The sequence below is a fragment of the Streptomyces sp. NPDC004838 genome (assembly GCF_053600955.1).
In genome coordinates this window covers 454,397-477,540 of record NZ_JBSGAW010000002.1, presented here as the reverse complement: position 1 = coordinate 477,540, position 23,144 = coordinate 454,397, and the positions used below count along the sequence as shown (strand labels likewise).

Below are 23,144 nucleotides of genomic sequence, written 5' to 3'. Positions count from 1 at the left end.
GGCGTTCTCTCAGGAGTCCGCGCCCGGCCTGGCCACCAGCTCGATCTTGTCCACGGCGTTGCACCAGCGGCAGCGCACCGACTCGATGGTCTCACTGAGCACCTCGCGCTCCTCGACCGTCGGCTCTCCCGCGAGGTCCAGATGGACGTATTCGACGACCTTGGAAGAGCGGGTGACGTCGAAGCGGGTGAGATTGCCGCAGAGCGCGCAGCGCCAGCGGGTTTCCGCCGTCGGCGAAGGAACCGTTGTCATCGTTCCGTCCTCTTTCGTCGTACGGGCCTGTCCTGCGGATCCGCCGTGCGGATCCGTACGACATGGCCGTACCGGGTGCGGGTTCCGCGGTGCGCCATCGGACTGCGGGTGTACTCCTCGTAACTCTATGGCCTTGCGGGTACCCAGAAGCACGGCGAGGCACCCTGTACCGTTCGGATCGGTTACGTCATGATCTGTCCGTGATCGATTGGCGGGGTGCGGCGCGTGGGGCGCTCCGGGGTCCGGCGACCCGTCCCGCGGTGACATACGGCCTGATCGCGGTCTGCTGCGCGGTCTTCCTCGTCGGCCCCGCGTCGGGGCTCAATCCCGGCTACGGAACCGGTGACGCGCTGCTCGCGGCGCAGAGCGCGTACTTCGAACGGTGGGGGGTGATCCCCGCCGATCTGATGAGCGGGCGGTCCGGCACCCTGCTCACCCCGCTCACCGCACTCTTCGTCCACGGCAACTGGCTGCATCTGCTCGGGAACGTGCTCTTCCTCCATGTCTTCGGCGCGATGGCCGAGGAACGTCTGGGGCATGTGGAGTTCACCCTGTTCTATCTGGGCGTCGGCTATACCGCGCTGGTCGCGTTCGCCGCCGCCAACGCGGGCTCCGAGCAGGCCCTCGTGGGGGCCTCCGGAGCGATCTCGGGCGTGCTCGGGGCGTTTCTCTTCCTCTTTCCGAAGGCCCGCGTCACCAGTCTCTTTCCCTTTCTGTTCTTCCTGCCGCTGCGCTTTCCCGCCTGGATCGTGCTGCTCTTCTGGTTCGTCCTCCAGTGGCTGGCGGCCTCCGGCGCGGGCACCGTCGACGGCCCCCGGGTGGCCTATCTGGCACATCTGGTGGGGTTCGGAGTGGGCTTCCTCTACGCGTGGGGACGATTCCGGCGTCCGGCCGGTGCCGCGGTGGAACAGGCGGGCCGGTGAACGTTTCCGGTCACCGCACTAGAGTGAGGGTCCCAGCAGCGGCCACCGAGGGAGAACGTCAGCCGTGATCACCGCGATCGTGCTCATCAAGACCAGCGTGGACCGGATTCCCGAGATCGCCGAGTCGATCGCGGCGCTCGAGAGCGTCAGCGAGGTCTTCTCCGTGACCGGCACCTACGACCTGATCGCCATGGTGCGGGTGGCCCGGCACGACGACCTGGCGGATGTGATCCCCGGCAGCATCAGCAAGATCGAGGGCGTCCTCGGAACCGACACGCACGTCGCCTTCCGGACCTACTCCCAGCACGACCTCGAAGCCGCGTTCGCGATCGGCCTCGATTCCTGATCACGGTCGCGGGATGAGGCCGCCGCCGGATGAAACGACCGGATGACATGTCCGGATGAAGAAGTCTTCATCTTGTCCTCATCCGGCCACCCCGGTGGGGCCGCCACCATCACCGTCATGGTCTTCTCCCACCGCATCGCGGCCCTGGCGGCCGTCGTCGCGATACCCCTGGGGATCGCGGTGACCAGCTATGCCCTCACCGACAGCCCCGACTCGCCCAAGGTCGTGCCCAAGGTGCAACTGGAGACCGGTTCATCAGCGGGACCGTCCGGCTCCACCGGCACGCCGTCGGGCACACTGAGCCCTTCATCGGCCGCACCGACCGATGAGACGGTGGCGCCACCGGTGAGCGAGAATTCACCGGGCGACGACGACGGCACCGGACCTGGCACCGGACCCGGCGGCGGCACCGGTGCGAGCCCGTCCGGCTCCGGAACCGGTGGACTGGACGACGATGGCCCGGGGGGCGACGACTACGGTGACGACGGCTGATCCCGTACGCGGATGGGTCACCGCCGGTCTGCGCAGCGTCTCCGCGCGCACCCGTATCCTTCTGTGGCTGCTCATCGTGATGGCCGTGGCACTGACCGCGGTCGCCGCCGTCACGCGCTCGGTGCTGCTGCACGACGTGAACAACCGCATCGACGGCCTCCTCGTCCAGGAGACCAGCGAGTTCGCCAACTTCGTCCAGCACGGCATGGACCCGCGGACGGGCGAGAAGTTCACCGACCCCGATCCGCTGCTGCGGCTGTTCCTTCAGCGGCAGTACGCCGACCCGGACGAGGAGCTGCTGGGTCTCTTCGAACAGCCCGGACCCACTCCGCGGAAGATGGTGCAATCCCGTGAGCTGCGGACCAGCCACCCCCTGACCGACGATCCCCGTTCCCTGGCCGCGGTGTTCGACTCCCCCGAGTCGATCGGCACGCTCAAGCGGCCCGAAGGGGAGATCCGCTGGGCCAAGGTCGCGATCGAGCAGGGCGACGGCCGCGCGCCCGCGGCCTTCGTCGTCGCCATCCACCCGGAGAGCGAGCAGGCCGAGGCGGGCGACGTCTTCCATATGCTCCTCGCCGTCTCCGGGGTGGCTCTGCTGATGACGACCGGTATCGGCTGGGTCGTCGCGGGCCGCATACTCAGGCCCGTACGCCTGGTCCGGATCACCGCCGCGCAGCTCACCGAGCAGGATCTGACCCGCCGCATCCCCGTGCAGGGCCGTGACGACATCGCCGCCCTCGCCAAGACGTTCAACGCGATGCTCGACCGGCTGGAGAGAGCGTTCGCGGCCCAGCGGGAGTTCGTCGACGACGCGGGCCATGAGCTGCGCACCCCCATCACCATCGTCCGCGGCCATCTGGAGCTGATGGGCGACGATCCGGCGGAGCGCGAGGAGACGGTCCGGCTCGTGATGGAGGAGCTGGACCGGATGAGCCGGATCGTGGAGGACCTTCTCCTGCTCGCCAAGGCCGAGCGGCCCGACTTCGTCGCCCCGGAGGCCGTACAGCTCGGGGAGCTGACCGCGGACGTCTTCGTCAAGGCGCGGGCGCTGGGCGAGCGGGACTGGCACTTCGCCGGAGCCGCCGACGCGGAGGTGCGGCTCGATCCCCAGCGCATCACGCAGGCCATGGTCCAGCTCGCGCAGAACGCCGTCCAGCACACCGCTCCCGGCCAGCGCGTCAGCATAGGCTCGCGCCTCGCCGCCGGGCCCGCCGACGGCGTTGAAGGCGGCGCAGGCGGCGGTGGCGGCGACGGTGACGGGGGCCCCGGCGCTTCCGGCGCTCGTGGGAGCGACGGCTGCATCGAGCTGTACGTCGCCGACAGCGGACCCGGCGTCCAGCCGCAGGACGCCGGAGTGATCTTCGAACGCTTCCGCCGCGGAACCGCGCGCCGGGGCTCGCGGGCCACGGGCGCGGGACTCGGCCTCGCCATTGTGAAGGCCATCGCCGAAGGGCACGGTGGACGGGTGGAACTGCGCCCGACCGAAGGCGGCGGCGCCACCTTCGTCCTCATACTCCAGCAGGAAGCAGCGAAGCCGTGAACCGGATACTCATCGTCGAGGACGAGGAACGCATCGCCTCGTTCGTCGAGAAGGGCCTGCGGGCCAACGGCTTCACCACGACCGTCGTCGGCGACGGCGACGCGGCCTATGACTACGCCATGACCGGCGGCTTCGATCTGGTCGTCCTCGACATCGGACTGCCGGGCAGGGACGGCTTCACCGTGCTGCGCCAACTGCGCGAGGCCCGGGTGTCGATGCCGGTCATCGTCCTCACCGCACGGGACTCCGTAAGGGACACGGTCGCCGGCCTGGAAGGCGGCGCGGACGACTGGATGACCAAGCCCTTCCGCTTCGAGGAACTGCTCGCGCGGGTGCGGCTCCGGCTCCGTACGGCCGCGAGGGCACCGGAGGTCACGGTCCTGCGCAGCGGCGGACTGACCCTGGATCTGCGCACCCGCAGGGCCCGCTCGGACGGGCGCACGGTGGATCTGACCGCGCGTGAGTTCGTGCTGCTGGAACTGTTCCTGCGCCATCCGGGACAGGTGCTGTCGCGGGAGCAGATCCTGTCCCATGTATGGGGCTACGACTTCGATCCGGGCTCGAACATCGTGGACGTGTACGTCCGCGCGCTGCGGAAGAAGCTGGGAGCCGACCGGGTGGAGACCGTACGGGGCATGGGGTACCGGCTGCCGGAGTCGGCGCAGGCATAGGGCGGTTTTTCGGGAGGGGCGGGACGTCCTCCCGCCCACCGGCCTCGTGAAGTTCCTTTCATCATCGGCTCATGGAGCCCTCACCGGGCGGATGAACCCTCGATCATGTGAGCCTGAACCTGCGACAAACCGTCACCCTCTGCGTGGCGCTGAGCGTCTGCGCACTCCTCGCCGTGCCGGGGAACTTCCCCGCGCTCGGCGGTGACGCGCGGATCACCCTCGCCGTCTTCGCCCTCGCCACCTGCGCCTGGATCGGCACGCCGATCGACGACACGTACATCGCCCTGGGCGCGGGCCTGGCCCTCACCGTGACGGGTGTGATCAGCAGCGACACCCTCTTCGGCACGCTCGGGGACGACACGGTGTGGCTGCTGATCTGCGCGTTCGTCCTGGCGGCGGCGGTGGCGCGGACCGGACTCGCCGGGCGGGCCGCGGCGTTCCTCGTGGGCGGGGCCCGGACCGTACGGCAGTTGACGCATCTGACGACCGCCGCACTGGTCGTCACCGCCTTCGCGGTGCCCGCGACCTCCGGGCGGGCCGCGCTCGCGCTGCCGGTGTTCCTGGCGCTGGCGAAGGCGCTCGCGGGGCGCGGCCGGCTGGTGGTGATGCTGGCGCTGCTGTTCCCGACCGTCATCCTGCTGTCCGCGGTGGCGACCCTGATCGGCGCCGGCGCGCATCTCATCACGGTGTCCGTGCTCTGGGAGGCGGCCGGGGAACGCGTCGGCTTCGCCCAGTGGCTGCTGCTCGGGCTGCCGCTCGCCGTCGTCTCCTCCCATCTCGCCGCCGAGGTCGTCCTGCTCACGACCACCCGGCGGGCGGACCGGAAGGGACCCGTCGAGATCACCGCCGCGCAGATCCAGGAGCACAGCGAACAGCCCGTCACCGGCCCCTGGTCGCCCGCCGAGGCGCGGTGCGCGCTGCTGCTCGCCACGGTCGTCGCCCTGTGGTGCAGCGAACCTCTCCACCGGGTGCCGCCCGCCGTCGTCGCCCTGATCGGCGCGGTGGTCGCGGCCTCGCCCGCGCTCGGCACCGTACGGCTGAAGGACGCGCTGAAGACCGTGCCGTGGTCGCTGCTGCTGTTCATGGCCGCGACGATGGCGATGGGACTGGCGCTGACCGATTCGGGCGCGGCGAAGTGGCTGGTGGGCGGGGTTCCGCTGGATCTGCCGCCCTGGCTGTTCCTGGCGATCGTCGTCGCCGTGTCCACCGCCGCGCATCTGGTGCTCCAGTCGCGGTCGGCCCGGTCGTCGGTGCTGGTGCCGCTGGTGGTCGCGGCGGCCGTCGGGGCCGGGGTCAATCCGGTCGCGGCGGCCCTCGCCTCCACCGCCGCCGCGGGGTTCTGCCACACACTGCCCGCCTCCGCCAAGCCGGTCGCCCTCTACGCCGACATCCCCGGCACCCCTACCTACACCCCCGGCGACCTCCTGCGGCTCTCCGTCTTCCTGGCACCGCTGATCGCCGCGCTCGTCCTGCTCTTCGCCGTGGGCGTCTGGCCGCTGCTCGGCGTGCCCGTCCGCTGAACCTCGAATCCCTCATGAGCACCAGGAGTCCGTGATGCTGACCCGATTCGCCGTCGCCCCGAGCGGCTTCAAGGAATCCCTGTCCGCCCAGTCCGCCGCGAAGGCCATCGCCGAGGGGGTGCGCCGTGTCGTACCGGACGCCGAGATCGACCTGATCCCCCTGGTGGACGGCGGCGAAGGTACGGCGAGGGCCCTGGCGGCCGCGTCCGGCGGCCGGGTGGTCGCCATGCCCGCCACCGGTCCCACGGGGGCGCCGGTCGAGACGCACTTCGCGCTCCTCGACAGGTACACGGCCGTCGTGGAGATGGCGGCGGTCGCGGGGCTCTCCCTCGTGCCCCGCGACGCGCGCGACCCGGCCGCGACGACGACGTACGGCGTCGGCGAACTCATCCGCGCGGCCCTCGACGCGGGCGCGCGCCGGATCCTCGTCGGCTGCGGCGACTCCGGCACGTCCGACGGCGGGGCCGGGGCCCTTCAGGCGCTCGGCGCTCGGCTCCTCGACGCGGACGGAGACGAACTGCCGTACGGCGGACGGGAGCTGGCGCGGCTGAGGCGTATCGACGCCTCGGGGCTCGACCCGCGGCTCGCCAGGACCGAGATCCGCGTCGCCTGCAACCCGTTCAACATCCTGTGCGGCGAGCGCGGGGTCGCCCGCGTCTTCGGCCCCCAGAAGGGCGCCACGCCGGCGCAGGTGGAGCAGTTGTCGGCCGCGCTGGAGCACTGGGCGTACATCCTCACGCGCGATCTGGACGTACGGGCCGATCTGTATGGCGGTCCCGGCACGGGCGCGTCCGGTGGCCTGGGCGCGGGGCTGGCCGCGCTCGGCGGTCTGCTGCTGCCCCGGTTCGAGGTGCTGCTGGACCATCTGGATCTGGACGCGCGCCTGGCCCGCGCCGATCTCGTCCTGACCGCGGAGGGCGCGCTCGACCACCAGACCCCGCGCGGCAAGGTCCCCGCCGAGGTGGCCCGGCGCGCCAAGCGGTTCGGCCGGCCGGTGCTCGCGCTGGCGGGCACGATCGGCGAGGGCGCGCACCAGGTGCGGTCGGCCGGGGTGGACGCGTACAGCGCGATCCTGCCCGCGCCGGTCAGCCTCACGGAGGCGCTCGGTCGCGGCGGGGAGTTCCTCGCCGACGCGACCGAGCGCGCCCTGCGGATGGTCCTGATCGGGACCCGGCTGCCGGTTCAGGAGGTGGTGTCCGGGACGCAGCGGCCGTCCTCGGTGCGGTAGCTCCAGCGCGCGCCCTCGGTGACCAGTTCCCGCACGGCCCGTACGAACCGCTCCACATGCTCGTCGGGGGTGCCGGCCCCGAAGCTGACCCGGATCGCGTTGAGGGACTTCTCCCCCGGTCCGGCCTCCGGCGAGCCGCACTCGCCCGGATCCTGGAGAGCGCTGTCCAGCAGGGTCCGGACGAGGGGGTGGGCGCAGAAGAGGCCGTCGCGTACGCCGATGCCGTACTCGGCGGAGAGCGCGGCGGCGAAGTGCGAGCTGTTCCAGCCGTCGACGACGAAGGAGATCACGCCCACGCGGGGCGCGTCGTCGCCGAACAGCGACAGCACCCTCACCTCGGGCACCGAGGCCAGTCCCTCGCGGATCCGTGTGACGAGGCGCTGCTCGCGGGCGACGAGGTCGTCGAAGCCCGCCTCCGTGAGCGCCTTGCAGGCGGAGGCGATGGCGTACGCGCCGATCACGTTCGGGGAGCCGGCCTCGTGGCGGGCGGCGGTGGTGTGCCACTCGACGTCCACACCGCCGCCGGTCCGCCGGGCGACCTTGCGCGAGGCGCCGCCGCCCGCGAGATACGGCTCCGCCCGCGAGAGCCAGTCGGCCCGTCCGGCGAGCACGCCCGAGCCGAAGGGCGCGTACAGCTTGTGCCCGGAGAAGGCGACCCAGTCGACGTCCAGTTCCCGTACGGAGACGGGGTGATGCGGCGCGAGCTGCGCCGCGTCGAGCACGATCCTGGCACCGTGCGCATGGGCCGCGGCGGCGAGCTCCCGCACCGGCCACAGCTCACCCGTCACATTGGACGCGCCCGTCACACAGACCAGCGCGGGTCCGTGCGGGTCGCGGACGGCGAGCGCGTGCTCCAGGGTGCGGACGGCCTCGGCGGGGGTGCGGGGGGCGTCCAGATACGTCACCTTGGCGTCCCTCCCCCCGCGCCCCGCGGCGTGGGAGGACCACGGCAGCAGCGCGGCGTGGTGCTCGGTCTCGAAGACGAAGACCTCGCAGTCGGCGGGGAGCGCGGCGGCGAGCAGATTGAGGGAGTCGGTCGTGGAACGGGTGAAGACGACCTGGTCGCCCTCGCGGCAGCCGAGGAACTCGGCGACGGTCCGCCGGCTGTTCTCGAACAGGTCGGTGGAGAGCTGGGAGAGGTAGCCCGCGCCCCGGTGGACGCTGCCGTAGTACGGGGCGTACGCGGCCACGTCGTCCCAGACGCGCTGGAGGGCGGGGGCGCTGGCCGCGTAGTCGAGTGCGGCGTAGGCGACTTCGCCGCCGGTGACGAGCGGAACGGTCACGTCCCGGCCGAGGACGGGCAGCGGGGTGGTGTCGACGAGGGTGTTCAGGCGTGCGGACATGGCGGATGCTCCCGGTGGGACAAGGCGGAATGGCTTCTCTGCTCCAGGCGGCTCAGGGGCTCGCGTGGAGGGTGTGCGGAAGAAGGGGCTGTCGCGCCCTATCGCATTCGCTTGCTCACGAGACTGCTCCCTCGGGACCAGGACCCCAGGGTTTCGCAGGGGTCCGCGCTTGCCGTGGGCCTCGCTGCCCACGGCCTGGTCTTCACCCGGGGCACCCCGCCACGGACGGAGGGTTGCCGGACAGCGGGCCGGGGCCGTAGTCGCTGTCACTCATGACCTGGGCGAACGTTATGGCAAGGGTGCGGTGTGCCGCAACTCGGGGTCGGTGCGGGGTGCTTGTTCAGCGTCGGCTTCCGGGGTGGCCGTGCGCCCTCGTACGCCGGACGGGGCAGGGTCGCCGCGCCGGAGTGCGCGCACTCCCCGGCCGCCTCCGCCCGGCCCAAGGAGCCGTCCTCGTACGCCGGACGGACCGCGGTGTACGGGCCGTCGCTCCGCGTCTCCGGGGCCGCCCTCCGTCGAAGGGCGGGCCCCCGGCGGACGCGCTCCGCCGCCCGGCCTCCGGCAACGGGGCAGGAAGGAGCCACGGGCGGCCAACGGCAGCGGGAAGCCGCCGGCGGCCGAGGCGCACGGACCGGACCGGGGCGGCCGGGGCGGCGGACCCGGCGAGCCGCGAGGGGGCACGCCGGGGTCCGGGCTCAGGCGGTGGGCGGGGTGTTGCTCGCGGTGATCCAGCGGTCGAGCACGGATCCGGCCGCGCCCGAGTCGATGGAGTGGGCCGCTCGTGCCATCGCGGCGGAGAGCTGCTCCGCCAGGGGGCCGTCGCCGGGCGTGAGGGCCACCAGCGCCGCCGCCGCGTTCAGGAGGACCGCGTCGCGGACGGGGCCGCCCTCGCCGGAGAGAAGGCGGCGGGCGACGTCCGCGTTGTACGAGGCGTCCGCGCCGCGGAGGGCCTCTACCGGGACCAGGTCGATGCCGACGTCACGCGGGTCGAAGGTCTCCTCGCGTACGGTTCCGTCGCGGACGATCCAGACGTGCGACGGCGCCGTCGTCGTCAGCTCGTCCAGTCCGTCGTCACCGCGGAAGACCAGCGCGGAGGAGCCGCGCTCGGCCAGGACACCGGCCAGCACGGGTGCCATAGCGGCGTCCGCGACCCCTGTGGCCTGCGCCTTCACCCGCGCCGGGTTGGTCACCGGCCCCAGGAAGTTGAACATCGTCCGGATGCCCAGTTCCGCCCGCGCCGTCGCCACGTGCCGCAGCGCGGGATGGAACTTCACGGCGAAGCAGAAGGTGATGCCCGCTTCCTCGGCGACCTCCGCGACCCGCCGCGGGGTCAGCTCCAGATTGACGCCCAGCTTCTCCAGGACGTCGGACGCGCCCGACGCGCTGGACGCGGCCCGATTGCCGTGCTTGACGACCTTCGCTCCCGTTCCGGCGACGACGATCGCGGACATCGTGGAGATGTTCACGGTCTTCGCGCCGTCGCCGCCCGTGCCGACGATGTCGACGCTGGGGCCGGGCACCTCGATCAGATTGGCGTGCGCGTACATCGTCCGTACGAGGCCGGTGAACTCCTCGACGGTCACGCCCTTGGCCCGCAGGGCGACGGCGAACCCGGCGATCTGCGCGTTCGTCGCCTCGCCGCTGAGAATGCGGTCCATCGCCCAGGCGGTCGCGTCGGCGCTCTGGTCACGATGGTTCAGCAGGGACTCGAGCACGCCGGGCCAGGAGTGGTCCGCCACGCTGTCGCCGCCTGCCGGGGTCACAACGTTCATGGTCCGCTCCCGGGTCCACATGCGAATAGGGATGGTCCCACCCTATCCAGCGCCGGGGACGGCGAAGAGCCCCGTCCAGCGAATGGACGGGGCTCTTGCCGTGGCGACCGGTCAGCCGGTCGAATCGGGTCGGATCACCTCAGCCGGTCAGTGGCGCGCCTGCCCGCTGGGGAGCTCCTCGTGCTCGCCGTGACCGTGGGCCGCGGCGATCTCCTTGTACTCCTCGCTCGTCGGCTTGACGATCTGGTTCCCCTCGCCGTAGTAGCCCTTGCTGAGCTTCGCCCTGAGCTTCTCGACGACGCCGATCTTGCGGCGGACGCCGTTCTCGTCGACCGCCGGGCCGACCTCGATGGGCTTGTGCTGCACATGGGCGGTGAGCGTGTGCAGATCCGCCTGGCTGATCGGCTCGTGGACCTCGATGAACTCACCGTGCGGCAGGCGCTTGATGATGCCGGACTCCCGTCCGTGCAGCACCTTGTCCCGGTCACGGCGCTGGAGACCCAAGCAGATCCGCTTCGTGAGGATGAACGCGAGGACCGGTCCGGCGAAGAAGAAGATCCGGACGAACCAGGTGATCGCGTTGATCGACAGATGGAAGTGCGTGGCCCAGATGTCGTTGCCTCCGCCGACCAGCATGATGAAGTACGCGACCAGCCACGCCACACCGAAGGCGGTACGGGTCGGGGCGTTGCGCGGGCGGTCCAGGATGTGGTGCTCGCGCTTGTCGCCGGTGACCCAGGACTCGATGAACGGGTAGACGGCGATCGCGGCCAGGACCAGCGGGAAGACGACCAGCGGGATGAAGACGCCCAGCACCAGGGTGTGGCCCCAGATGTTGATCTCCCAGCCTGGCATCACTCGGACCAGACCCTCGGCGAAGCCCATGTACCAGTCTGGTTGCGCGCCGGTGGAGACCTGGTCGATGCGGTAGGGACCGACCGCCCAGATCGGGTTCAGGGTCGCGATCGCGGCGACCACCGAGATCACACCGAAGACCAGGAAGAAGAAGCCTCCCGCCTTGGCCATGTAGACCGGCAGCAGCGGCATGCCGACGACGTTCGTCTGGGTGCGGCCGGGGCCCGCGTACTGCGTGTGCTTGTGGTAGATGACCAGGATCAGATGGCCCACCAGCAGGGCGAGCATGATGCCCGGCAGCAGCAGGATGTGGATCGAGTAGAACCGGGGCACGAAGTCGTGGCCGGGGAACTCTCCGCCGAACAGGAACATCGAGATGTACGTGCCGACGACCGGCACGGACAGGATCGCGCCCTGCACGAAGCGGACGCCGGTGCCGGAGAGCAGGTCGTCCGGGAGCGAGTAGCCGGTGAAACCGGTGAACATGCCCAGGACGAGCAGCAGGAAGCCGAACAGCCAGTTGACCTCGCGCGGCTTGCGGAACGCGCCGGTGAAGAAGACGCGCATCATGTGGACCATCATCGCGGCGACGAAGATCAGCGCGGCCCAGTGGTGGATCTGCCGGATGAGCAGGCCACCGCGTACGTCGAAGCTGATGTCCATCGTCGAGGCGTACGCCTCCGACACCCTCACGCCCTGCATCGGGACGTAGCTGCCGTGGTAGACGATCTCGTTCATCGACGGGTTGAAGAACAGCGTCAGATACACACCCGTGAGGATGATGATGATGAAGCTGTAGAGGCAGATCTCGCCCAGCATGAAGGACCAGTGGTCCGGGAAGATCTTCCGCATGTTGGCCTTGGCCAGGGAGTAGATCCCCAGCCGCGAGTCCGCCCAGTCGGCGACCTTCTCGCCGGCGGGCGCCTTGCGGGCGGTCTGCTTGGTGTCAGTCGTAGTACTCATCCGCGCTCCCAGAAGGCGGCACCGACGGGCTCTTCGAAGTCGCCGAGCGCTTCGAGGTTGCCCTCGGCGTTCACGCCGATCCGCAGCTGCGGAAGGGGGTGACCAGCAGGGCCGAAGATGACCTTGGCGCCGTCGGAGAGATCGAAGGTGGATTGGTGGCACGGGCAGAGCACGTGGTGCGTCTGCTGCTCGTACAGGCTGATCGGGCAGCCGACGTGGGTGCAGGTCTTGGAGAAGGCGACGATGCCCTCGTGCGACCAGTCCAGTTCGCGCTTGTCCTTGATGTCCTCCGGACGGATCCGGACGAGCATCAGGGCCGCCTTGCCCATCTGGATCTGCCAGTCGTGGGCGTCCTCCGCCAAGCCCTCGGGCTGGGCGAAGACGAGCGATCCCACGGTGATGTCCTCGGGACGGAGCGGCTCGTGCGTGTTCATGTTGATGAGCTGCTTGCCCTTGGCCCACAGCGTGGAGCGGAGCTTCTTCTCCGGCAGCGGACCGAGGTCACGCAGCAGGACCACGCCGGCGAGCGGCACCAGCGCCATCGCGCCGAACATGGTGTTGCGGATCAGCTTGCGCCGGCCGAAGCCGGACTCCTCGTTGCCCGCCGCCCAGTCGGCCATGACCTGGGCCTTGACCTCGGGCGACGCCTCGATGGGGTGCCTCTGGTCGGCGATCTCCACATCGGACATCAGGGTACGGGCCCAGTGGACCGCGCCCGCGCCGATGGCGAAGAGGGCGACGCCGAGCGTCAGACCGAGCGAGAAGTTCAGCGCGCTCACATGACCGAACGGCCAGATGTAGACGATCTTGTCGACCGGGAAGATGACGTAACAGGCGATGAACCCGACCGTCGCCAGCATCGACAGCGTGAAGAGGAACGCGACCGCCCGCTCGGACCGCCTGGCGGCCTGCTCGTCGATGTCCTGGATACGCGGCTTGTGCTCCGGCATCCCCGGATCGGCGAAGGGATCGGCCGAGTCCTCTCCGTGCCGGGCCACGGCGTCACCGTGGCCGGCCGCGCCGTGCGCGGCTCCCTGCTCTTCGGGCAGGTTCTCTTCTGGAATGTCTTGGCTACTCATGACCTCTTGGCCTTAGCGGTGTGGGCCGCAACCCAGACGGCAACTGCGATGAGCCCACCCAGTCCGAAGATCCAGGCGAACAGTCCCTCACTGACGGGGCCGAGGCCGCCGAGCGACAGGCCACCGGGGCTCTCGGCCTCGGTGTCGTTCATCTCTTGGACGTAGGCGATGATGTTCTGCTTCTCCTTCTCCGGCATGATCCCGTCGGGGAAGGAAGGCATGTTCTGCGGGCCGGTCTGCATGGCCTCGTAGATGTGCTTGTTGCTGACGCCCTCCAGGGTGGGGGCGTACTTGCCGTTGGTCAGGGCACCGCCCTTGCCCGTGAAGTTGTGGCACTGCGCGCAGTTGGTACGGAAGAGGTCGCCACCCCTGGCGACGTCCGCGCCCGAGGGGCTGTACTGCTTCGCTGTGGGCGTGATCGGGCCGGCGCCCAGCGAAGCGACGTACGCCGCGAGCTGGTCGATCTCGGCCTGGGTGTAGATGACCTTCTTCTTCGGCACCTGGGCGCCGGGCTGCTGGGCCGGCATCCGGCCGGTGCCGACCTGGAAGTCGACGGCGGCGGAGCCCACGCCGACCAGGCTCGGGCCGTCAGTGGTGCCCTGACCGCCGGTTCCGTGGCAGCTGGCGCAGCCGACGGTGTAGAGCTTCTTGCCCTCCTCGATGGCGAGGGACTGGGCGGTGTCATCAGCCTGTGCCTTGTCCGCGGGTGCGAACGCGGCGTACAGCCCCCCGGTGGCCGCCAGCGCGAGGAGTAGGACGACGACCGCCGCCAGCGGATGGCGTCGTCGTGCGGAGAGCTTTTTCACGGATTACCCCGGTGTCAGGATTTTCTGCGTCGATGCTTCTGGACTGTGTCTGTTCCGGGCGGCGTCTGCGCGAAGCGTGCGCTTCGGCAGTGAACGCCTGCCCCCATTTACTTGATCATGTAGATCGTGAGGAAAAGGCCGATCCAGACGACATCGACGAAGTGCCAGTAGTAGGACACGACGATGGCGGCGGTTGCCTGCTCATGGGTGAATCTCCGGGCCGCGTAGGTGCGGCCGAGGACCAGGAGGAAGGCGATCAGTCCGCCCGCCACGTGCAGTCCGTGGAAACCGGTGGTCAGGTAGAAGACCGAGCCGTACGGGTCCGAGGAGAGCGAGAGCCCGTGCTGGACCAGCTCGGTGTACTCGTACACCTGGCCGCCGATGAAGATCGCGCCCATGACGAAGGTGATGATGAACCACGTCCGCAGCTTCTTCACATCACCGCGCTCGGCGGCGAAAACGCCGAGCTGGCAGGTGAGGGAAGAGAGCACCAGGATCGTGGTGTTGGTCGCCGAGAAGGGGAAGTTGAGAAGGTCTGCCCTCCCGCTCCAGAAGTCGGCACCCGTCACCGATCGCAGAGTGAAGTACATCGCGAAGAGGGCCGCGAAGAACATCAGCTCGGAACTCAACCAGATGATGGTTCCGACGCTGGTGAGGTTCGGTCGATTGACCGACGGGTGCGCGTGCCCGATTTCTACTGTCGTTGCTGTCGCCACGACCGACATTATGTCGGTCGCTTATCCCGCCCTCACTCCGGGGGGTGCCGTTCGGTGTGTCAGTGCTTCCCTCCCAGCTCCAACGGCCCATCGCGGCTCAGCCGGAAGCGCTGTTGACGCGCTGGGGGACGGAGTAGCATCCATCGTTCAGGGCCTGGCTCCGCCGGGGAGACCCCCGGCGGAGGCGCCTGACCCAACGAAGGATCCCGGTTCGGATCCACCGGCCGGTCCAACGACGCGGAGGAACCATGCAGCCGACCGCCACCGTGCTGGTCTACAGCGATGACGCCAACACCCGTGAGCAGGTGCGGCTGGCCGCAGGCCGCAGGCCGGCCGCCGACGTCCCCCAGGTCGAGTTCATCGAGTGCGCCACCCTGCCGGCCGTGCTGGCCCAGCTCGACCGCGGTGGCGTCGACGTCTGCGTGCTGGACGGGGAGACCGTGCCCGCGGGCGGCATGGGCGTCTGCCGGCAGATCAAGGACGAGATCTTCGACTGCCCGCCCGTGCTGCTCCTGATCGGCCGTCCCCAGGACGCCTGGCTGGCCACCTGGAGCCGCGCGGAGTCCGCCGTGACACATCCCGTGGACCCGGTGGAGTTCGCGGCCGCACTGGCCTCGCTGCTGCGCGCGAGGCTGGCCCTGGAGGTCTGAGCGGGGTTTCAGGAGGTCCGGGGCGGGGCTCCGGACCTCTTCTCGTGCCTCTCCCCCATCTGGTGCCACGGCTTCTCGTGCCACGGCCCGGCGAACAGCGGCAGGGGCGGCACCCATCAGATCTGGGGGCGCAGTCGCGCCGTGTCCGCGGGGCTGCTGCCTTCCCGCGTCCCGGCGGCGAGGGCACTGCCCTGGCGCCACTTGTCCCAGGGCATGTTCCAGTCGCCGAAGCCGTTGCCGAACGCGGCCATGTCCTCGCCGTAGCTGTTGACGACCTCGACGAGGTCGCCCTCGCGCACGGTCTTGAAGAACCAGGCGGCGTTGCCGGTCGACATGCCGACACAGCCGTGGCTGACGTTGGCCGACCCCTGCGAGTCGACCGACCAGGGCGCGGCGTGGACGTACTCGCCGCTCCAGGTGACCCGTGCGGCGTAGTACACCGTGAGGTCGTACCCCTCCGAGCTGTCCGCGGCGATGCCGATGCTGGTACCGCGCATACGGACGTTGTACTCCTTGCCGAGGATCACCTTGACGCCGTTGCGGGTGGAGAAGCCGGGCTTGCCCGTGGTCACCGGAATGGTGTTGATCACTTCTCCGTTGCGCTTGACCGTCATGGTGTGCGCCGCGGCGTCCGTGACGGCCTCGATACGGTCCCCGATGGTGAGCTTCAGCGGCTTGGACGGGCCGCCGTAGAGCTGGTCGGAGACCTTGACGCCCTGGAGGTTGCTGGTGGCGTTGACGGTCGCGCCCGCGGGCCAGTACTCCTTGGGCCGGTAGTGGAGCTTCTTGTCGTCGACCCAGTACCAGGAGCCCTCGGCGGAGGGCGTGGACTCGACCCTGAGCCCGCGTTCGACGACCGCTCTCGTCTCCTGGTCCTTCACGGGGAGGCTGAGTTCCGCGACGACGGGCTGGCCGACGCCGTAGGTGCCCGCCTTGGGGCCGAACTTGACCGTGAGGAGCCGCTTGGCGGGGGAGGTCTCGAAGGTGACCTTACGGGTGCCGGGAGAGCCGTCCTCGTCCTCCGTGGAGACCTTGGCGGTGTACTTCGCGCCCGCGGACAGTGATCCGGTGGAGCGCCAGCGGCTGCCGTCGGCCGTGAGCTCGCCCGCGAGGTGATGCCCCGAGTCGGAGACGACCGTCACATCGGTGATGCGGCCCTCGTCGCCCTTGACCGTAACTTCGAGGGGTTTGCCGGGATCGACCCGTCCGTCCTTGGGGGTGTTGAAGGCGACCTGCTCGGCCGCGTCGAACGGCTTCGTGGAGAGCGGATGGGAATCGGAGTCGCCGCAAGCGGTCGCGACCATCCCCAGGGACACGACCAGCACGCAGCAGCGGAGCACGGTGTGAATGCGCGGCTTCTGGTTCATAAGCACACGGTATGAAGATCATCACTCTACGGCGCGCTGAGTGCGTGCAAACGGGCGAGGCCCGGATCCCCCTCGCGAGTGAAGGGGATCCGGGCCTGTGTCGCGCCTCGTTGACTCCGGATCGACGGGCCTGAGCGCCCCGCCGGTCGGGCGGGACGCTCAGGCCGCGCGGGTGCTACTGGTTCTGGTTCTCACCGCGGTAGTACTCGAACACCCAGCCGAAGATTCCGAGGAGGATGATCGGCGCCGAGAAGTACATCAGCCACCATCCCACCGCCACGGAGAGAAAGGCGAGCGCCCCGCCGGTGGCCAGGAAGAGCGGCTGCCAGCTGTGCGGGGCGAAGAACCCCACCTCGCCGGCCTCGTCCGCTACGCCGGCCTCCTTGTCGTCCTGGGCCATGGCGTCGACCCGCCTGGCCGTGAAGGCCAGGTAGAAGCCGACCATGATGCTCAGGCCGAACGCCAGGAAGAGCGCGGTGGTACCGGCCGGCTCCTTCGACCACACGCCGTACAGGATGGCGACGGCGAGGATGAAGACGCTCAGCCAGAGGAACATCCTTCCCTGGATCTTCACTTGTCGGCGTCCTTCCCGGTGGTGAGGGCGTGGTCACCCTTGTTCTCCAGCTGGTCCACAGCCGCGAACTCGGGGTGATGCAGATCGAACGCCGGGGATTCGGACCGGATCCGCGGAAGGGTGAGGAAGTTGTGCCGCGGCGGCGGGCAGGACGTCGCCCATTCAAGCGAACGGCCGTAGCCCCACGGGTCGTCGACCTCGACCTTCTTGCCGTACTTGGCGGTCTTCCAGACGTTGTAGAAGAACGGCAGGAGCGAAGCGCCGAGAACGAACGAGCTGATCGTGGAGATGGTGTTCAGCGCGGTGAAGCCGTCGGCGGCGAGATAGTCCGCGTAACGCCGCGGCATACCTTCCGCACCCAGCCAGTGCTGCACCAGGAATGTCCCGTGGAAACCGAAGAACAGCGTCCAGAAGGTCATCTTCCCGAGCCGTTCGTCCAGCATCTTGCCCGTGAACTTCGGCCACCAGAAATGGAATCCGGCGAACATCGCGAAGACCACGGTGCCGAAGACGACGTAGTGGAAGTGCGCGACGACGAAGTACGAGTCCGACACGTGGAAGTCCAGCGGCGGCGAGGCCAGGATGACACCGGTCAGACCACCGAAGGTGAAGGTGATCAGGAAGCCGATGGTCCAGAGCATCGGTGTCTCGAAGGACAGCGATCCTCTCCACATGGTGCCGATCCAGTTGAAGAACTTCACACCGGTCGGTACCGCGATCAGGAAGGTCATGAAGGAGAAGAACGGCAGGAGCACGCCGCCCGTCACATACATGTGGTGCGCCCACACCGTCACCGACAGACCGGCGATCGCGATCGTCGCCGCCACCAGGCCCATGTAGCCGAACATCGGCTTACGGCTGAAGACCGGGATGATCTCGGAGACGATGCCGAAGAACGGCAAGGCGATGATGTACACCTCTGGATGGCCGAAGAACCAGAAGAGGTGTTGCCAGAGCAACGCGCCGCCGTTGGCCGCGTCGAAGATATGAGCGCCGAACTTGCGGTCCGCCTCCAGCGCGAAGAGCGCCGCGGCGAGCACCGGGAACGCGAGCAGGACCAGCACACCGGTCAGCAGCACGTTCCAGGTGAAGATCGGCATCCGGAACATCGTCATGCCGGGAGCGCGCATGCAGATGATCGTGGTGATGAAGTTGACCGAGCCGAGGATCGTGCCGAAGCCGGAGAAGGCCAGACCCATGATCCACATATCGGCGCCGACACCCGGCGAACGGACCGCGTCCGACAGCGGGGAGTAGGCGAACCAGCCGAAGTCGGCCGCACCCTGCGGGGTCAGGAAGCCCGCGACCGCGATGATGGAGCCGAAGAGGTACAGCCAGTAGGCGAACATGTTCAGCCGCGGGAACGCCACATCGGGCGCGCCGATCTGCAGCGGCATGATCCAGTTCGCGAATCCGGCGAACAGCGGCGTCGCGAACATCAGCAGCATGATCGTGCCGTGCATCGTGAACGCCTGGTTGAACTGCTCGTTCGACATGATCTGCGTGCCCGGACGGGCCAGTTCGGCGCGCATGACGAGCGCCATCACTCCGCCGATCACGAAGAACACGAACGAGGTGACCAGGTAGAGCGTACCGATGGTCTTGTGGTCGGTGGTGGTCAGCCACTTCACCACGACGTTGCCGGGCTGCTTGCGCCGGACGGGCAGCTCGTTCTCGTACGAGTCGTCAGCCGCGGCGGCACCCTGGGATTGGTTGAGGATGCTCACAGTTGGTTCTTCTCCGCGTTTTTGGCCGGGGTCGTCTGCTCAATGCCCGCCGGGATGTACCCGGTCTGACCCTTGTCCGCCAGCTCCTTGAGGTGCTGCTGGTAGCGCTCCGGGGAGACGACCTTGACGTTGAAGAGCATCCGCGAGTGGTCCACGCCACAGAGTTCCGCGCACTTGCCCATGAAGGTGCCCTCCTTGTTGGGAGTCACTTCGAAGGCGTTGGTGTGCCCGGGGATGACGTCCAGCTTGTGGAGGAAGGGAACCACCCAGAAGGAGTGGATCACATCACGGGAGGTCAGCACGAAGCGGACCTTCTCCCCCTTCGGCAGCCACAGCGTGGGGCCGGGGTTGCCGTTCTGGGGGTTCCGGGTGCCGGGGATGCCGGCGTCGTAGACGCCGCCCGCGTTGGCCGGAAGGTCGTCCAGCCACTTGTCGGGGATGGCCTTGAGGTTCTTGTCCTTCTTGGCGTCGCCCGTCACACCGGGGACGTCCTCGATGTAGTTGAAGCCCCAGCTCCACTGGTAGCCGACCACGTTGATCGTGTGCGCGGGCTTCGGGGAGAGGGAGACGAGCTTGGTCTCGTCACGCGCCGTGAAGTAGAAGAACACCGACACGACGATGAGGGGGACCACGGTGTACAGCGCCTCGATGGGCAGGTTGTACCTGGTCTGCGGGGGGACCTCCACCTTGGTGCGGGTACGCCGGTGGAAGAAGACGCTCCACAGGATCAGACCCCACACCAGGACGCCCGTGACGAGCGCCGCCGCCCACGAGCCCTGCCAGAGGGAGAGGATGATGGGCGCCTCTTCCGTGACCGGAGTGGGCATGCCGAGCCGGGGAAAGTCTTCCCAGGTGTATTCGCAACCGGTGGCGGTAACCAGGATCAGGCCCGCAGTCAGCACCTGCGGCAGCTTCCGCCGCATCGGGCGCCGCGACGAGCGGTCGGAGCCGTTGGGACTCACGTAGCGCCTTCCCGAGAGTCTCGGCCCGCGCGGGGGGTGTGCGGCCGTCTCGCTGGTCGGTCGCCGGCCCTGACGCGGGCAGGGGTTTGGATGTTTATGCGGACCAAACCCTACTGGACGCTATTTGGGGTCGCGCGGGGAGGGTGCCCAACGCGCCGTCCGACTCCCCGAAGGGGTGGAATCACCCCGAAATTTCACAGGATTTCCACCCGAAACACCTCGGGTTCCGGTGTATCTCACACTCCTGGAACGCCTCCTTCACCGCCGGCCCCCGGGCCCCGGAGTACCGCCTTCCGGCGGGCATCTGACGCCCCCTTCGGGCGGTGCTCCCGGCGGGGTCGTAGCGTGGCCGGATGTCCTACTTCGACGCCGCTTCCTCCGCTCCCCTGCACCCCGTCGCACGCCAGGCCCTGCAGGCGGCACTCGACGAGGGATGGGCCGACCCCGCCAGGCTCTATCGCGAGGGGCGGCGCGCCAGGCTGCTCCTGGACGCGGCGCGCGAGGCGGCGGCGGAGGCGGTCGGGTGCCGCCCTGACGAGCTGGTCTTCACTCCTTCGGGGACTCGCGCGGTTCACCTCGGGGTGTCGGGGGCGGTCGCGGCACGCCGGCGCGTCGGGCGCCGGGTGGTCGTCTCGGCCGTCGAGCACTCCTCCGTACTGCACGCCGCCTCCCGGTACGGGCAGGAGACGGCCGAGATCGGGGTGGACCGGCTCGGGCGGGTCGACGTGTCCGCGTTCACGGCGGCGCTGCGGACGGACACCGCGCTGGCGTGTCTGCAATCGGCCAACCATGAGGTCGGGACGGAGCAGCCGGTGGCGGAGGTGGCCGAGGCGTGCCGGGCGGCCGGGGTTCCGCTGCTGGTGGACGCGGCGCAGTCGCTGTCGTGGGGACCCGTGGGCGAGGGCTGGTCGCTGCTGACGGCGAGCGCTCACAAGTGGGGCGGACCGGGAGGCGTCGGTCTTCTCGCGGTGCGGAAAGGTGTCCGGTTCTCGCCCCAGGAACCGTCGGACGAGCGGGAGTCGGGCCGGTCGGCCGGTTTCGAGAACATTCCGGGGATCGTGGCGGCGGCGGCGTCGCTGCGGGCGGTGCGGGCCGAGGCCGCGTCGGAGGCGGCACGGCTTCGGGAACTGGTGGACCGGATCCGGGCGCGGGTGCCGGAGCTGGTGGCGGATGTGGACGTGGTGGGCGATCCCGTACGGCGGCTCCCCCATCTCGTCACCTTCTCCTGTCTCTATGTCGACGGAGAGACGCTGCTGCACGAGCTGGACCGGGAGGGCTTCTCGGTGTCGTCGGGTTCCTCGTGCACGTCGAGCACGCTGACGCCGAGCCATGTGCTGCGGGCGATGGGGGTGCTGAGCGAGGGGAATGTGCGGGTGTCGCTTCCCGCCGGCGCGCCGGCCGAGGAGGTGGACCGCTTTCTGGAGGTCCTGCCTCGGGTCGTGGCCTCGGTCCGTGAGCGGCTCGCCGTCGCGCCGGTCTCCGCGCAGGCGGCCCCGGCGGCCTCGGCGGGGGCGCTGGTGGTCGACGCCCTGGGCAAGCTCTGCCCGGTTCCGGTGATCGAGCTGGCGAAGGTCATCGGGGATGTGCCGGTGGGCGGCACCGTGACCGTCCTCTCGGACGACGAGGCGGCACGGCTGGACATTCCGGCGTGGTGCGTGATGCGGGGGCAGGAGTTCGTGGGAGAGGAGGAGGGGGGCGAGCGGGGCGGGGTGCGCTATGTGGTGCGGCGCGTGGTGTGAGACGGGCTGCACTCCCCCGCCTCGCCCCGCCTCTCCCGTGTGTCCCCCGCCCCGCCTCTCCCGTGTGTCCCCCGTCGGGCGTGACCCCGCCCGGTCACGGCGTTCCGGACTCCGGCGGGGCCCGACGGGCCCGACCGGGCCGGTTCAGGGGAGACGGGCCTGGACCTCGGAGGCCGCCTCGTGGCCGTACGCCTTGGTGAAGCGGTCCATGAAGTGGGCGCGCCGGAGCGTGTACTCCTGGGTGCCGAGCGTCTCGATCACCAGGGTCGCCAGCATGCAGCCGACCTGCGCCGCGCGCTCGTGGCCGACGCCCCAGGAGAGGCCGGAGAGGAAGCCCGCGCGGAAGGCGTCGCCGACGCCTGTGGGGTCGACCTTGGCCTCTTCCTCGGGGCAGCCGACCTCGATGGGGTCCCCGCCGGCGTGCTCGATCCGGACGCCGCGGGAGCCCAGTGTGGTGACGCGGTGGCCGACGCGGCCGAGGATCTCCTGCTCCGTCCAGCCGGTCTTCGACTCGATGAGGCCCTTCTCGTACTCGTTGGAGAAGAGGTACGTGGCACCGTCCAGCAGTATCCGGATCTCGTCGCCGGTCATCCGCGCGATCTGCTGGGAGAAGTCCGCGGCGAAGGGGATCTTCCGCGAGCGGCACTCCTCCGTATGGCGCAGCATCGCCTCCGGATCGTCCGCGCCGATGAGGACGAGGTCGAGGCCGCCCACCCGGTCGGCGACGGACTTCAGCTCGATGAGGCGGGCCTCGCTCATCGCTCCCGTGTAGAAGGAGCCGATCTGGTTGTGGTCGGCGTCGGTGGTGCAGACGAAGCGGGCGGTGTGCAGGACCTCGGAGATCCGTACGGAACCGGTGTCCACACCGTGGCGGTCGAGCCAGGCGCGGTACTCGTCGAAGTCCGCTCCGGCCGCGCCGACGAGTACGGGGCCGGTGCCCAGCTGGCCCATGCCGAAGCAGATGTTGGCCGCGACACCGCCTCTGCGCACATTGAGACCGTCGACCAGGAAGGAGAGGGAGACCGTGTGCAGCTGGTCCGCGACCAACTGGTCGGCGAAGCGGCCGGGGAAGGTCATGAGGTGGTCGGTGGCGATGGAGCCGGTGACTGCGATTCGCACGGCGATGCGCTCCTGTGGCGGAGGGGGCGATGACCCTTAACGCTACCCGGTTGAGAGCGACGACCAAACGGTAGAAAATATCTCATAGCAGGTCTTCTTTCCGTTGCTCCTCGATGCGTACGGTGCGGATATGACGAACCCCAGCGCCTCTCGAGCCTCCCGCGACCAGGAATTCACCCTGGCTCAGCTGCGAGGCGACTGCGCCCGGATGGCTCCGCAGTGGTCGGTGCCCGCGCGGACCGTCTCCGTGCCCGTTCCGCCGTCCCGTATTCATGGCGTCGTCGTGTCGGCCGCCTCGGCCCGGCTGGTCGACGCGATGCCCGACTACGGATACGGCGGCTGACGGCCGGGCGTTCAACCCCCACGGCCCGGCCCCCGGCCCGTTCCCCGGCCCGGACTCCCGGCATGCGCCGGTCCGCGCCGGGGAACCATGTGCTCCCTCGTTCCGTCCCATCCGCGACCCCGCATCCGGGGCGGGGTACGCGACAGCAGGGAGCGGT

Annotated in this window: 21 protein-coding genes, 1 pseudogene and 1 riboswitch; of the genes and pseudogenes, 10 read left to right on the top strand and 12 right to left on the bottom strand. The window is 69.5% G+C overall.

Going from position 1 to position 23,144, the window contains the following annotated elements:
- Positions 1 to 9 precede the first annotated feature (9 nt).
- Complete coding sequence (locus ACWEFL_RS04440; protein WP_451707228.1) at positions 10 to 252, bottom strand: hypothetical protein; 243 nt, start codon at positions 250 to 252, stop codon at positions 10 to 12.
- Positions 253 to 452: 200 nt separating this feature from the next.
- On the opposite strand from ACWEFL_RS04440, the pseudogene ACWEFL_RS04435 reads away from it, so the two are divergent.
- The 7 genes and pseudogenes from ACWEFL_RS04435 to ACWEFL_RS04405 all read left to right on the top strand — a co-directional run bounded on the left by ACWEFL_RS04435 (position 453) and on the right by ACWEFL_RS04405 (position 6,972).
- Positions 453 to 1,243, top strand: a pseudogene (locus tag ACWEFL_RS04435) (rhomboid family intramembrane serine protease).
- Entirely contained in the window at positions 1,240 to 1,521 is a 282-nt protein-coding gene (locus ACWEFL_RS04430) for an Lrp/AsnC family transcriptional regulator (RefSeq protein WP_451707225.1), read from the top strand. Before ACWEFL_RS04435 ends, ACWEFL_RS04430 begins: the two are co-directional and overlap by 4 nt.
- Positions 1,522 to 1,638: 117 nt before the next feature.
- Positions 1,639 to 2,013, top strand: coding sequence for a small secreted hydrophilic protein (locus tag ACWEFL_RS04425; protein ID WP_451707329.1), 375 nt, complete (start codon positions 1,639 to 1,641; stop codon positions 2,011 to 2,013).
- Positions 1,976 to 3,553 carry a sensor histidine kinase gene (locus ACWEFL_RS04420; protein ID WP_451707222.1) on the top strand — a complete coding sequence of 526 codons (1,578 nt, stop codon included), beginning with the start codon at positions 1,976 to 1,978 and terminating at the stop codon, positions 3,551 to 3,553. Before ACWEFL_RS04425 ends, ACWEFL_RS04420 begins: the two co-directional genes overlap by 38 nt.
- Positions 3,550 to 4,224, top strand: coding sequence for a response regulator transcription factor (locus ACWEFL_RS04415; RefSeq protein ID WP_451707220.1), 675 nt, complete (start codon positions 3,550 to 3,552; stop codon positions 4,222 to 4,224). The genes ACWEFL_RS04420 and ACWEFL_RS04415 overlap by 4 nt, the downstream gene beginning before the upstream one ends.
- Positions 4,225 to 4,331: 107 nt before the next feature.
- On the top strand, positions 4,332 to 5,744 hold the full coding sequence (locus tag ACWEFL_RS04410) for an SLC13 family permease (RefSeq protein WP_451707217.1): 1,413 nt from the start codon (positions 4,332 to 4,334) through the stop codon (positions 5,742 to 5,744).
- Positions 5,745 to 5,778: 34 nt separating this feature from the next.
- Complete coding sequence (locus tag ACWEFL_RS04405; RefSeq protein ID WP_451707214.1) at positions 5,779 to 6,972, top strand: glycerate kinase family protein; 1,194 nt, start codon at positions 5,779 to 5,781, stop codon at positions 6,970 to 6,972.
- Here the strand turns inward: ACWEFL_RS04405 and ACWEFL_RS04400 are convergent.
- From ACWEFL_RS04400 to ctaE, 6 genes are all read right to left on the bottom strand, one after another.
- Complete coding sequence (locus ACWEFL_RS04400; RefSeq protein ID WP_451707212.1) at positions 6,927 to 8,315, bottom strand: aminotransferase class V-fold PLP-dependent enzyme; 1,389 nt, start codon at positions 8,313 to 8,315, stop codon at positions 6,927 to 6,929. The two genes, ACWEFL_RS04405 and ACWEFL_RS04400, sit on opposite strands and share 46 nt — an antisense overlap.
- A 160-nt stretch (positions 8,316 to 8,475) precedes the next feature.
- A riboswitch (SAM riboswitch) is annotated at positions 8,476 to 8,593 on the bottom strand.
- A gap of 417 nt (positions 8,594 to 9,010) precedes the next feature.
- Positions 9,011 to 10,087, bottom strand: a complete 1,077-nt coding sequence (trpD, locus tag ACWEFL_RS04395) for an anthranilate phosphoribosyltransferase (protein ID WP_451707209.1) — start codon at positions 10,085 to 10,087, stop codon at positions 9,011 to 9,013.
- Positions 10,088 to 10,234: 147 nt separating this feature from the next.
- Complete coding sequence (qcrB, locus tag ACWEFL_RS04390; protein ID WP_451707206.1) at positions 10,235 to 11,905, bottom strand: cytochrome bc1 complex cytochrome b subunit; 1,671 nt, start codon at positions 11,903 to 11,905, stop codon at positions 10,235 to 10,237.
- Positions 11,902 to 12,984 (bottom strand): cytochrome bc1 complex Rieske iron-sulfur subunit, encoded by a 1,083-nt coding sequence (qcrA, locus tag ACWEFL_RS04385; RefSeq protein ID WP_451707203.1) that lies wholly within the window; start codon positions 12,982 to 12,984, stop codon positions 11,902 to 11,904. Before qcrA ends, qcrB begins: the two co-directional genes overlap by 4 nt.
- Positions 12,981 to 13,790: a cytochrome bc1 complex diheme cytochrome c subunit gene (gene qcrC, locus ACWEFL_RS04380; protein ID WP_451707200.1), complete on the bottom strand. Its 810-nt coding sequence runs from the start codon at positions 13,788 to 13,790 to the stop codon at positions 12,981 to 12,983. Before qcrC ends, qcrA begins: the two co-directional genes overlap by 4 nt.
- Positions 13,791 to 13,897: 107 nt before the next feature.
- Complete coding sequence (gene ctaE, locus ACWEFL_RS04375) at positions 13,898 to 14,515, bottom strand: aa3-type cytochrome oxidase subunit III (protein ID WP_451707197.1); 618 nt, start codon at positions 14,513 to 14,515, stop codon at positions 13,898 to 13,900.
- A 239-nt stretch (positions 14,516 to 14,754) separates the two neighbouring features.
- On the opposite strand from ctaE, the gene ACWEFL_RS04370 reads away from it, so the two are divergent.
- Positions 14,755 to 15,156, top strand: coding sequence for a hypothetical protein (locus ACWEFL_RS04370; protein ID WP_451707194.1), 402 nt, complete (start codon positions 14,755 to 14,757; stop codon positions 15,154 to 15,156).
- Between the two features lie 116 nt (positions 15,157 to 15,272).
- On the opposite strand, the gene ACWEFL_RS04365 is transcribed toward ACWEFL_RS04370, so the two are convergent.
- The 4 genes from ACWEFL_RS04365 to ctaC all read right to left on the bottom strand — a co-directional run bounded on the left by ACWEFL_RS04365 (position 15,273) and on the right by ctaC (position 19,786).
- Positions 15,273 to 16,523 carry an Ig-like domain-containing protein gene (locus ACWEFL_RS04365; RefSeq protein ID WP_451707191.1) on the bottom strand — a complete coding sequence of 417 codons (1,251 nt, stop codon included), beginning with the start codon at positions 16,521 to 16,523 and terminating at the stop codon, positions 15,273 to 15,275.
- 175 nt (positions 16,524 to 16,698) lie between these two features.
- Positions 16,699 to 17,097 (bottom strand): cytochrome c oxidase subunit 4, encoded by a 399-nt coding sequence (locus ACWEFL_RS04360; RefSeq protein ID WP_451707188.1) that lies wholly within the window; start codon positions 17,095 to 17,097, stop codon positions 16,699 to 16,701.
- On the bottom strand, positions 17,094 to 18,824 hold the full coding sequence (gene ctaD, locus ACWEFL_RS04355) for an aa3-type cytochrome oxidase subunit I (RefSeq protein WP_451707185.1): 1,731 nt from the start codon (positions 18,822 to 18,824) through the stop codon (positions 17,094 to 17,096). The genes ACWEFL_RS04360 and ctaD overlap by 4 nt, the downstream gene beginning before the upstream one ends.
- The gene (gene ctaC, locus ACWEFL_RS04350) at positions 18,821 to 19,786 is read right to left on the bottom strand and encodes an aa3-type cytochrome oxidase subunit II (protein WP_451707182.1); all 966 of its coding nucleotides are present in this window, start codon (positions 19,784 to 19,786) and stop codon (positions 18,821 to 18,823) included. Before ctaC ends, ctaD begins: the two co-directional genes overlap by 4 nt.
- Positions 19,787 to 20,139: 353 nt before the next feature.
- On the opposite strand from ctaC, the gene ACWEFL_RS04345 reads away from it, so the two are divergent.
- Positions 20,140 to 21,525, top strand: coding sequence for an aminotransferase class V-fold PLP-dependent enzyme (locus ACWEFL_RS04345; RefSeq protein ID WP_451707180.1), 1,386 nt, complete (start codon positions 20,140 to 20,142; stop codon positions 21,523 to 21,525).
- 144 nt (positions 21,526 to 21,669) lie between these two features.
- On the opposite strand, the gene ACWEFL_RS04340 is transcribed toward ACWEFL_RS04345, so the two are convergent.
- Positions 21,670 to 22,644 carry a carbohydrate kinase family protein gene (locus ACWEFL_RS04340; RefSeq protein ID WP_451707177.1) on the bottom strand — a complete coding sequence of 325 codons (975 nt, stop codon included), beginning with the start codon at positions 22,642 to 22,644 and terminating at the stop codon, positions 21,670 to 21,672.
- A gap of 130 nt (positions 22,645 to 22,774) precedes the next feature.
- Between ACWEFL_RS04340 and ACWEFL_RS04335 the strand changes: the two genes are divergently transcribed.
- The gene (locus ACWEFL_RS04335) at positions 22,775 to 22,987 is read left to right on the top strand and encodes a hypothetical protein (RefSeq protein ID WP_451707175.1); all 213 of its coding nucleotides are present in this window, start codon (positions 22,775 to 22,777) and stop codon (positions 22,985 to 22,987) included.
- Positions 22,988 to 23,144 lie beyond the last annotated feature (157 nt).

What these genes read in the sequence shown, in the direction of transcription:
- ACWEFL_RS04400 (WP_451707212.1), bottom strand. Translation starts at nt 8,315, where the DNA reads ATGTCCGCACGCCTGAACACCCTCGTCGACACCACCCCGCTGCCCGTC.
- ACWEFL_RS04405 (WP_451707214.1), top strand. Translation starts at nt 5,779, where the DNA reads ATGCTGACCCGATTCGCCGTCGCCCCGAGCGGCTTCAAGGAATCCCTG.
- ACWEFL_RS04370 (WP_451707194.1), top strand. Translation starts at nt 14,755, where the DNA reads ATGCAGCCGACCGCCACCGTGCTGGTCTACAGCGATGACGCCAACACC.
- ACWEFL_RS04440 (WP_451707228.1), bottom strand. Translation starts at nt 252, where the DNA reads ATGACAACGGTTCCTTCGCCGACGGCGGAAACCCGCTGGCGCTGCGCG.
- ACWEFL_RS04425 (WP_451707329.1), top strand. Translation starts at nt 1,639, where the DNA reads ATGGTCTTCTCCCACCGCATCGCGGCCCTGGCGGCCGTCGTCGCGATA.
- trpD (WP_451707209.1), bottom strand. Translation starts at nt 10,087, where the DNA reads ATGAACGTTGTGACCCCGGCAGGCGGCGACAGCGTGGCGGACCACTCC.
- ctaE (WP_451707197.1), bottom strand. Translation starts at nt 14,515, where the DNA reads ATGTCGGTCGTGGCGACAGCAACGACAGTAGAAATCGGGCACGCGCAC.
- ACWEFL_RS04335 (WP_451707175.1), top strand. Translation starts at nt 22,775, where the DNA reads ATGACGAACCCCAGCGCCTCTCGAGCCTCCCGCGACCAGGAATTCACC.
- ACWEFL_RS04420 (WP_451707222.1), top strand. Translation starts at nt 1,976, where the DNA reads ATGGCCCGGGGGGCGACGACTACGGTGACGACGGCTGATCCCGTACGC.
- ACWEFL_RS04365 (WP_451707191.1), bottom strand. Translation starts at nt 16,523, where the DNA reads ATGAACCAGAAGCCGCGCATTCACACCGTGCTCCGCTGCTGCGTGCTG.
- qcrB (WP_451707206.1), bottom strand. Translation starts at nt 11,905, where the DNA reads ATGAGTACTACGACTGACACCAAGCAGACCGCCCGCAAGGCGCCCGCC.
- ACWEFL_RS04345 (WP_451707180.1), top strand. Translation starts at nt 20,140, where the DNA reads ATGTCCTACTTCGACGCCGCTTCCTCCGCTCCCCTGCACCCCGTCGCA.
- qcrA (WP_451707203.1), bottom strand. Translation starts at nt 12,984, where the DNA reads ATGAGTAGCCAAGACATTCCAGAAGAGAACCTGCCCGAAGAGCAGGGA.